The organism is Hydrocarboniphaga sp., assembly GCF_028291725.1.
GTDB lineage: Bacteria > Pseudomonadota > Gammaproteobacteria > Nevskiales > Nevskiaceae > Hydrocarboniphaga.
Genome location: NZ_JAQGNT010000109.1, coordinates 36,239 through 45,375 on the forward strand (window position 1 = coordinate 36,239; position 9,137 = coordinate 45,375).

The 9,137-nt window shown below is 65.6% G+C and carries 7 protein-coding genes; 2 read left to right on the top strand and 5 right to left on the bottom strand.

Annotated features, from left to right (window positions below; translation table 11 throughout):
* Positions 1 to 80: 80 nt before the first annotated feature.
* Positions 81 to 1,040: a hypothetical protein gene (locus JWQ90_RS27875; RefSeq protein ID WP_299698359.1), complete on the bottom strand. Its 960-nt coding sequence runs from the start codon at positions 1,038 to 1,040 to the stop codon at positions 81 to 83.
* Between the two features lie 456 nt (positions 1,041 to 1,496).
* On the opposite strand from JWQ90_RS27875, the gene glgC reads away from it, so the two are divergent.
* The gene (gene glgC, locus JWQ90_RS27880) at positions 1,497 to 2,819 is read left to right on the top strand and encodes a glucose-1-phosphate adenylyltransferase (RefSeq protein WP_299698360.1); all 1,323 of its coding nucleotides are present in this window, start codon (positions 1,497 to 1,499) and stop codon (positions 2,817 to 2,819) included.
* A 57-nt stretch (positions 2,820 to 2,876) separates the two neighbouring features.
* On the opposite strand, the gene JWQ90_RS27885 is transcribed toward glgC, so the two are convergent.
* The 4 genes from JWQ90_RS27885 to JWQ90_RS27900 form a co-directional block, all read right to left on the bottom strand.
* A complete protein-coding gene (locus tag JWQ90_RS27885; RefSeq protein WP_299698361.1) occupies positions 2,877 to 4,034 on the bottom strand; it encodes a S53 family peptidase in 1,158 nt (385 codons plus the stop codon).
* Positions 4,035 to 4,162: 128 nt separating this feature from the next.
* Complete coding sequence (glgP, locus tag JWQ90_RS27890) at positions 4,163 to 6,700, bottom strand: alpha-glucan family phosphorylase (protein ID WP_299698362.1); 2,538 nt, start codon at positions 6,698 to 6,700, stop codon at positions 4,163 to 4,165.
* 105 nt (positions 6,701 to 6,805) lie between these two features.
* Positions 6,806 to 7,516: a uracil-DNA glycosylase family protein gene (locus JWQ90_RS27895; protein WP_299698363.1), complete on the bottom strand. Its 711-nt coding sequence runs from the start codon at positions 7,514 to 7,516 to the stop codon at positions 6,806 to 6,808.
* A gap of 150 nt (positions 7,517 to 7,666) precedes the next feature.
* Positions 7,667 to 7,837 (bottom strand): hypothetical protein, encoded by a 171-nt coding sequence (locus tag JWQ90_RS27900; RefSeq protein ID WP_299698364.1) that lies wholly within the window; start codon positions 7,835 to 7,837, stop codon positions 7,667 to 7,669.
* Between the two features lie 152 nt (positions 7,838 to 7,989).
* Here JWQ90_RS27900 and JWQ90_RS27905 point away from each other — a divergent pair.
* Positions 7,990 to 9,137, top strand: a 1,148-nt coding sequence (locus JWQ90_RS27905; RefSeq protein ID WP_299698365.1) for an MltA domain-containing protein, incomplete at its 3' end; no start/stop codon positions are given.

The window sequence follows — 9,137 nt, forward strand, 5'->3', positions numbered from 1 at the left end:
CGCGATTGCGCCCTCACGACCACACTCGCGGTCACGGACCGCTCCTACAGTGGTAATCCGTGGTAATCAGTGGTGATGCGCTAACCGCCGCTCATCCACGCCTTCCGGATCTCGCGCCCGCACAGCACGCTGTCCCAGTACGAAGTCTTGCCCATCTTGTTCCGGGCCAGCACGCCATACGTGGTCTTGTCCTTCGAGATCCACGGATAGAAGCCCATCGCGCCCGGGCTGCTGAAGGCGCCGTCGCCGGTGCGGGGGTCGTCCTCGATCCAGTGGTTGATGCTGTAGTGCCAGTTGTCGACGACCGGCGTGTAAGCCACGCCGGGGCAGCTGGTCGAGGCGCAGACCGGCTGGTAGCCGAGGAACTCCTTCATCCGCAGCTGGCCGGAGATGATCTTGCGCAGGAACTTGCCGTAATCCGCGGGGCTGGATTCCATGCCGCCCGCCGGCTGCGGCGATTTGTACGAGAAGCCGATCTCGGGGCCGACGTATTGTTTGATCTCGCGGCCGAACTCCTCGGCGTTCATCCGCCCCAGGCCGAGCATGCCGGCCAGCTTCTGGTCATGGCCGCCGCCGTAGGAGAACCTGCCGACCTTGCTGCCGTCCCGATCGCCGTTGGAGCGCGCGGTCATGCAGGAGTCGACGCTGCGCGACAGCATGCACATCAGCGGGTTGAAGTTGGCATAACCGGAGCGCATTTCCAGGTAGCTCAACTGATCGGCGGTGGGCTGCGCGCTGCGGCCGATCTTCTCCAGGAAATACGCGCCGAACACGAACTTGCTGGCCGAGGCGATGCGGATTGTCTCGTTGGCGCTGTATTCGCTGCCGATCTTGCCGCTGCCCTGGACGCCGCTGGCGTCGCCGATCTCCCAGTAGAAGTCGCCCAGCGCCTTGCACTCCGGGCTGCCACCGGCGACTGAGGCTGCAGCCTGCTGGCGTGCCTGCACCGAACCCGCCGCATAGGCACCCGGCACCGCTGCCGCGGCGATCACCAGCATTGCGATACTCGACGCGGATCGCAGCGCTACGACTTTTTTCATCTGAATGTCCTCTTGTCCTGGTCCGGTTTATTGCACCCGGCGGCTTGCGCTGATCTTGCAAGTTGCCGAATAGCTGACTGACTCGACAGCTAATGTAGCCGCTCTGGATGAACCGCAGCGTAGGAGTTTGCAGCGTCTTTCACCGGCGCAAGCAGCCTGTCGGGCTCGGGATTGATCGGCTGCAAAAGCGGCTGTGCGGTCCATATTCCGCCGCCTTTTCGACCCATAGCACGACTATGGGCCTTCAAAGTCGACGAAATCTGTCCTCGCACAACCGCTTTTTCGCATGCGATCACCCAAGCCCGACAGGCTGCTAGGACAACCTGAGCTTCCTTGAGCAAGTGTTTCATTGGGAACGGCATTGGTCTTGCCTGACACAGCGTCGCCGGCACCGGGATCGAGCGTGATCACAAGGGACGATAGGCCGATGCGACGGACTGCGGAGGAGCCGCTATCATGAAATTCGACAACCCGAGTGCCTACCTCGCCAGCGCTGTAGAGGACCCCGTGCAATCGCAATCCGATCCGCGTTTCGTCAGCCGTCTCACCAAGAGCACGCTTGCGCTGGTCATGGCCGGGGGCCGCGGTTCGCGGCTCGGGCCGATGACGCAGTGGCGCGCCAAGCCGGCGGTGCCCATCGCCGGCAAGTTCCGGATCATCGACTTCTCGCTGTCCAACTGCATCAACTCCGGCATCCGCCGGATTGGTGTGCTGACCCAGTACAAGAGCCATTCGCTGATCCAGCATCTGCAGAAGGCCTGGAGCTTTCTCGGCGGCGAGTTCGGCGAGTTCGTCGAGCTGCTGCCGGCGCAGCAGCGCGTCGACGAGAACAGCTGGTACATGGGCACCGCCGACGCGGTTTACCAGAACCTGGACATCATCCGCGCCCACGAGCCCAGCCATGTGCTGATCCTGGCCGGCGACCACGTCTACAAGATGGACTACGGCCGCATGCTGGCGCACCACGTGGAGAAGGGCGCGCAGATCTCGGTGGGCTGCGTCGAAGTGCCGCTGGTGGAGGCGAGCGGCTTCGGCGTGATGGACGTCGACAGCGATAGCCGCGTGGTCAAGTTCTCGGAGAAGCCGAAGAACCCCGACTGCATCCCGGGCCGGCCCGACACCGCGCTGGCGTCGATGGGCATCTACATCTTCGACGCCAGCTACCTGCTCGACCTGCTGACACGCGATGCCGGCATGACCATGTCCAGCCACGATTTCGGCCACGACATCATCCCCGCCGCGATCAAGAACGACCGCGTCTACGCCTATGCGCTGCGCGACGTCCATGACCAGAACCGCGCCGGCTACTGGCGCGATGTCGGCACCATCGACGCCTACTGGAAGGCCAACCTCGAACTCGTCGACGTGGTGCCCGAGCTGAATCTATACGACGACCAGTGGCCGATCTGGACCTATCAGCAGCAAACGCCGCCGGCCAAGTTCGTGTTCGACGGCCCGCACCAGCGCGGCACCGCGGTCAACTCGATGGTGTCGGGCGGCGCGATCGTGTCCGGCGCCGAGGTCAATCACTCGGTGCTGTTCTCCAACGTGACCATCGAGCGCGGCAGCATCATCGAAGACTCGGTGATCCTGCCGCGGGTGAAGATCGGCGCCAACTGCACGATCCGCAAGGCGGTCATCGACGAGGGCTGCATCATCCCCGAAGGCAGCCAGATCGGTGTCGATCCGGTAGCCGACAAGAAGAACTACCACATGTCGCCCGGTGGCGTGGTGCTGGTGACGTCCGAAATGCTCGGCCAGCCGCCGATGGTTCGGTGAACGGCCAACGGGCATAAAAAAACCGGCCCCGGAAACGGGGCCGGTTCGGTTCCAGCATCAGAACGCGGTGATGCCGTTGGGCGTGCCCAGGCCGGTCGGGCCGTCGTAGCCGGTACCGGCGGTGCACAGGTAGGGCACGGTGCAGCTGCCGTTGCTGCCCGAGGTCACGTCGAACAGCGCGCTGACGTGCGCGTAAGGATCGCTGCCGTAGTTCACCGCGCCGCCATTGGCGCCGTAGACACCGCCGATCAAGGGCGCCGCGACGCTGGTGCCGCCGAACACCAGCCAGGCCGATCTACGCGCCGTCGACGGGCCGTAGACCGCGACGCCGGTGTTCGGATCAGCCACCGCCGACACGTCGGCGAGGCTGCGCATCGTGCAGCCGGTATCTAGCTGCCAGCTCGGCTTCGCATAAGTTGTGCTGCAACCGCTGCCGGCGCCGCTCCAGGCGGTCTCGGTCCAGCCGCGGCTGTTGCTGGCGGTCACCAGATGCGTGCCGCCGACCGCGGTGACATGCGGCGAGGACGCGGGGAACTGCACGCCGTAGCCGCTATCGCCGGTGCTGACGGTAACCGCAACGCCCGGATGGTTGTAGGCGGACTCGTAGCTGGTGCTGCCGGATTCGCCGCCGCCGTAGCTGTTGCTGATTACATGCGCGCCGAATGCGGCGGCGGTGTTCACTGCTGCCGCGAGGTTCGCGAAGCTCGAGGAGTTGCCTTCGACCAGCAGCAGCTTGCAGTTCGGGCACATCGCGCTGGCCATGTCGAGATCCAGTGCGGTTTCCTGCGACCAGCCGGTGTTGGTCTTCGGATACGGTCCGGCGCTGCCGCTTTGGTTGAGCTTCTGGAAGCAGCCGTTGGCGGTGGTGCAGGCGGGCAGGCCATAGGTCGAGCGATACGTCGCCAGATCGCTTTCGGCATTCGGATAGCCGTAGGCGTCGACGATGGCGACGATCGTGGTCGAGCTGCCGGTGGCGGTGATCTTGTATGCCGAGCGCAGATCGCTGGGGCCGTAGCCCGACGGTGTCTTGGTTTCGAGCAGGTTGCCGGCGTTGTCGACTACGACGTGCGAATGGCAGCGTGCCATGCGTTCTTCGGAGATCGCCGGGCAAACCGCGATGTGCCGCACACGCTCGGGCGCTGCATGCGCAGCACTCGCCGCCATCATGGCCGCCGCGGCCACTCCCTTGAGTAACAGTTTTGTAACGGTTCGCATCGAAATATCTCCCTGAAATCGATAAGAAAAGGTGTCGCAACCGATCAAGGCTAACACCGCTGAAGCCGATTTCCCTGGGGAAAAACCCTAGCAAGCGATCAAACGGCGATGCGATGCGCCGATCCTGATCACAACCAGATCATCAAACCGAGCTCGAAGCGATGCGCCTGCGCCGCGTGCCGCGGATACGCGCGGATCTGATAGTGCTGCAGGCCGGTCAAGGGCTCGAGTTCGGTCTCAAACAGGCCCTCCTTGCCCGGCTTCAAAGTCAGCACCTGCTCGACCTGGAATCGGCCCTGCGCATCGACACGTCCGACCCGGTATTCGACGACCAGGTCGTCGACGCTCAGACCATTGAGCTGGGCCTGCACGCGCAAGGCCAGGCGCTCGCCGGTCGCCACCACGCTGGCCGGGGTCGCGGCCAGGCGCAGCGACACTCCGGGCCAGGCGTCCAGTACAAGCCGCTTCCACCGCGACAACTCGCGCGCGGCCTTGCTGTCGCCGGCGCTCAGGCGCGCCGCGGCTCGGGACGCCGGCGCGTAATAGCCGCGCACGTAGTCGACCACCTGGCGCGATGAGTTGAAGCGCGGGATCAGGCTCTTCATCGAATTGCGCGACAGGCGCAGCCATTCGTCCGAGTAGCCGTCGCCGGCACCGTGGTAATAGCGCGCCGCGACCTCGTGCTCGAGCAGGTCGAGCAGCTGGCGCGATTCCTCGGCGTCGCGGATGTTCGGGTCGAGCACCGGCTGAATCGCGAAGCCGTTCTGGTTCGGCTCGGGCTGGTAGCCCTCGGCCCACCAGCCGTCCATCACCGACAGGTTGACCACGCCGTTGATGCCGGCCTTCTCGCCGGACGTGCCGCTGGCTTCCTGCGGATATTCGGGGTTGTTGAGCCAGACATCGCAGCCCTGCACCAGGTTGCGCGCCAGCAGCATGTCGTAGCCCTCGACCATGAACAGCCGGCCGATGAACCCGGGCTTCAGCGACATCTCGTGCAGCTGGCGGATCAGGTCCTGGCCCGGCTGGTCCTTCGGATGCGCCTTGCCGGCAAAGATCAGGATCGCCGGACGCTGCGGATCGTTGAGCAGCTTCGACAGCCGCGCCGGATCGCGCAAGATCAGCGTCGCGCGCTTGTAGGTCGCAAAGCGCCGCGCGAAGCCCAGCACCAGGGTGCGCGTCTCATGCGTGCGGATGTGCTGCGTCGCCTGCGCGATCAGCGCCTCGGGTAGCTCGTTGCGGCGGTGCTGGCGGGTGATGCGCTCGTTGATGTCGATCAGCAGATCGCGCTTGAGCTGGCGGCGCACCGCGCGGAAGCGATGATCCGGGATCTCGTCCAGCCGCTGCCAGTAATCGACGTCGAGCAGCTTGTTGCGCCAGCCGCGCAGCGCGTCGTGGAACAGCTGCGTCCAGGCGCGTGCGATGAAGGTCGGCAGATGCACGCCGTTGGTGACCGAGCCGATCGGATTCTCCTCCGGCGTGATCTGCGGCCACAGGCTGCGTTCCATCATGCTGGCGACGCCGCCATGGATCTTGGAAACGCCGTTGTGAAAGCGCGATCCGCGCAGTGCCAGCGCGGTCATGTTGAAGCGCGTTTCGCCGTGCCCGTCGGCGCCCAGGCGGAGCAGGCGACTCTCGTCGGTGCCGAACTGCGGCAACAGCTGCTGGAAGAACCAGTTCACCTGCGCATGATGAAAAATATCGTGTCCGGCCGGTACTGGCGTATGCGTGGTGAACACCGTGCCCGCGGCGATCTCCTCCAGCGCCGCTTCGAAATCCAGGCCCTGGGCAACCCGTTCGCGCACCCGCTCCAGGATCATGAAAGCCGCATGGCCTTCGTTGATGTGCCAGGCGCTCGGCGCAAGACCGAGCGCGCGCAGCGCGCGCACGCCGCCGACACCGAGCACGATCTCCTGCTGGATGCGCGTATCGGTATTGCCGCCGTAGAGCTGGAAGGTGATCGAGCGATCCGCGTCGCTGTTCTCGGGCAGATCGGAGTCGAGCAGGTACAGCGCGATATGGCCGACATCGGCGCGCCAGACCCGCAGCTGCACGATGCGATCGGCGATCGGCACCGACACACGCACCTCGGTGCCGCGAGCGTCGAGCGCGATGCTGATCGGCAGCTCGTCGAAGTTCGCGGTCTGCGGCGTCGCCACCTGGTGGCCGAGTGCGTCGATGGTCTGGTTGAAATAGCCTTCGCGATACAGCAGGCCCACCGCGACGAAGGGCACGCCCAGGTCGCTGGCGGCCTTGCAGTGGTCGCCGGCCAGGATGCCGAGGCCGCCGGAATAGATCGGCAGTGATTCGTGCAAGCCGAATTCGGCGCAGAAATAGGCGACCAGGTCACGGCCCGGCTGCAGATGCTCGAGCACCTCGGGCTTGGGATCGGATGCCAGATACGAGTCGTGCGAGGCCAGCGCGCCGTTGTAGTCCTGCAGAAAATCGTCGTCGTCGGCCGCGGCCTCGAGCACGCTCTGCGACACCCGGCGCAGGAACAGCTTCGGGTTGTTGCCGCAGGTGCGCCACAGATCCTTGTCGAGCCGCCAGAACACGCCGCGGATGTCGCGGTCCCAGCTGTACATCAGGTTGGAGGCCAGATCCGTCAGCCGGCTCAACGCGGCCGGAATCTGCGGCCTCAGTTCGAGGCGGAAAAGCGTGCCGGGCATGGTGTGCTCCTGGTTCTTATTCTTGGCCGAGGTCCAGTTTAGCCCGCGTTCGCCTGGGCCCGCGTTGACCTGGACTCGCGGGCACCTGCCGGCAAGCTTCGCCGCTCAGCGGCGCAGCGTCCCCGGTGCGACATTGAGCTGTTGCAGGCGTGCATCCAGTAAGCCCGGGAAGCGGCCGTACCAGCTTGCATTGAGCGGCGAGGGATGCGGCAGCGGATACAGGCGAAACTCTCGAGCCACGCCATCGCCGGCGGCTAGCGTGATGCTGATCGCTTCGCTGAAGCGGTCTTCGCGCAGCCAGAACGCATCGAGTTTTTCGCGCGTCTCGCGTGACTGCAGCAGGCCGAACCACAGAAAAGCTTCACGGCCCAGTGTGATCAGGCTGTCGCCCCGCCATTGTTCGATCAGCAGCCGCGCCACCGACGGTTGAAAGCGCTGCTTGATCCGCGTCGACCAGGCCTTGTTGCCGAACGGCTTGTACGGAACCGTATTGGCCCAGTAGAAATCGCGGCCGATTTCGCGCGACGCGGCAAAGTCAGGCAGCAGCTTGCCGGCGTGCAGCGCGCGATACAGCGCGCGTCGCACCAGCTGGCCGCCGGCACCGATGAAGGGCTCGCCGTGCTGCACCTCGTCGCGGCCCGGATCGCGGCCGAAGAAACCGACACGGCTATCGTCCGGCCCCAGGCCGAGTATCGGTTCCAGCGGGTCCTTGCCGAAGCGCTGGTAGACCTCGACGTCGATGCCCTCGGTCTGTGCGGCAAGTTCGCGGAAGCGGGCGTGGATCGGTGTCGGAATCGCGGGTGATGGAGTCGCCACAGACGAAGTTTTTGGTGGGTTCATCACAGCGATAGTTAATAAGCAGCGCGTAGGTTGGGGTGAGCGCAGCGAACCCCAACATGAAGTCCGTGCCGATGTTGGGGTTCGCTGCGCTCACCCCAACCTACTCAGCTACAGAAGCTGTGCAGTTTAGGACGGATCCTTGGTCCGTGTACGCGTGGCGCCGGTGAACAGCGCGATGCCGAGCAGGATCGTGCAGCCGATCGCGATGTACATCGTTGGCACGCCGGCGACGACCAGCGCCCAGGCGATGCCGCCGATGAAGATCAAAAAGCCGATGAGATAGATCGCTAATGACATGGTCGCCTCGATGGACGGAGTGATGAGAGCCCATTTTGCAAAGCCAGGCTGAACGCCTGCCGCGGCGGCGCCGAATGTCATACGCCATGCGGCGGATAGCGCCGCGCCTGGGCCGCTCCCACACTCGCCGCGCAACCAATCGGAGCGGCGCCATGCCCAAGTCTGTGATCGATCCCGTGGTGGCCCGCCGTTTGTTGATCGGCAGCGGCGCTGCCTTGTTGGCCCTATTCGCCGGCTGCGCCGCGCAGCCGGCCGCCGCACCGGCGGGCAGCGACAGCGGCGCACTGCCGGCGTCCGCCGCAGCCGGCGGCGCCACGATGGTCAAGGGCGCGGCGGCGTCGCACACCGTCGCCGCAGCCGGCGGCGAACTCGGCGCACCGTTTGAAACCAAGTACGCGCGCTTCGAGCCGGCGCCGTTCACGCAGGTGCCGGGCTGGTCCGACGACACGCAGGGCGAAGGCCTGGCCGCGTTCCGCCAGTCCTGCGCCGCGCTGCGCAGGAAGCCGGTGTGGACCGAGCTGTGCGCCAAAAGCGATCAGCTCGATCCGCAGCTGGCCGGAGTCTGGCGCCAGTTCTTCGAGCAGAATTTCCGCGCGTATTCGGTGCAGCAGCTGGACCGTTCGGCCGACGGCCTGATCACCGGCTACTACGAGCCGCAGCTCAACGGCAGCCGCAAGCCGACTCCGCGCTATGCCTACCCGGTTTACGGTACGCCTTCGGACCTGATGTTCGTCGACGCCAAGGGCATTACCGGCAGCGCACGCCAGTGGTTCCGCAACGACGATCGCCTGCTGTTGCCGGCGATCCCCGGCGCCAGCGGTGCGCGCGAATACGCGGTGCAGCTCGGCGACACCGATCCCGGCATCCGCGACAAGAAATTCCGCGTGCGCATCGAAGGCGAGGGCGCGAATGCTTTGATCCTGCCGTACTGGTCGCGGCAGCAGATCGAGACGCGCGAGATGCGCGCGCCGGTGTTCGCCTGGGTCGACGATCCGTATGCGCTGTACTCGATGCAGATCCAGGGCTCGGGCAAGATCAAGCTGCCCAGCGGCGAGATCGTACGCGTCGCCTACGGTGAACAGAACGGCTACGCCTTCCTGCCGCGCGGCAAGCCCGAAGAGACGGCGATGGTCGCCGGCGCGGCGAAGACGCGCGGCCTGCATATCGCCGATGCGCCTGTGCCGTCATCCGCAGGGCCCGCGGCCGCCGCGCAGAACAGCGAGGTCGCCGACATCATTGCGTCGCTGAAGAGTAAGCCCGGCGCCGCGCGCCCGGCGGCAGCGCCGGCCGCTGCGCCGCC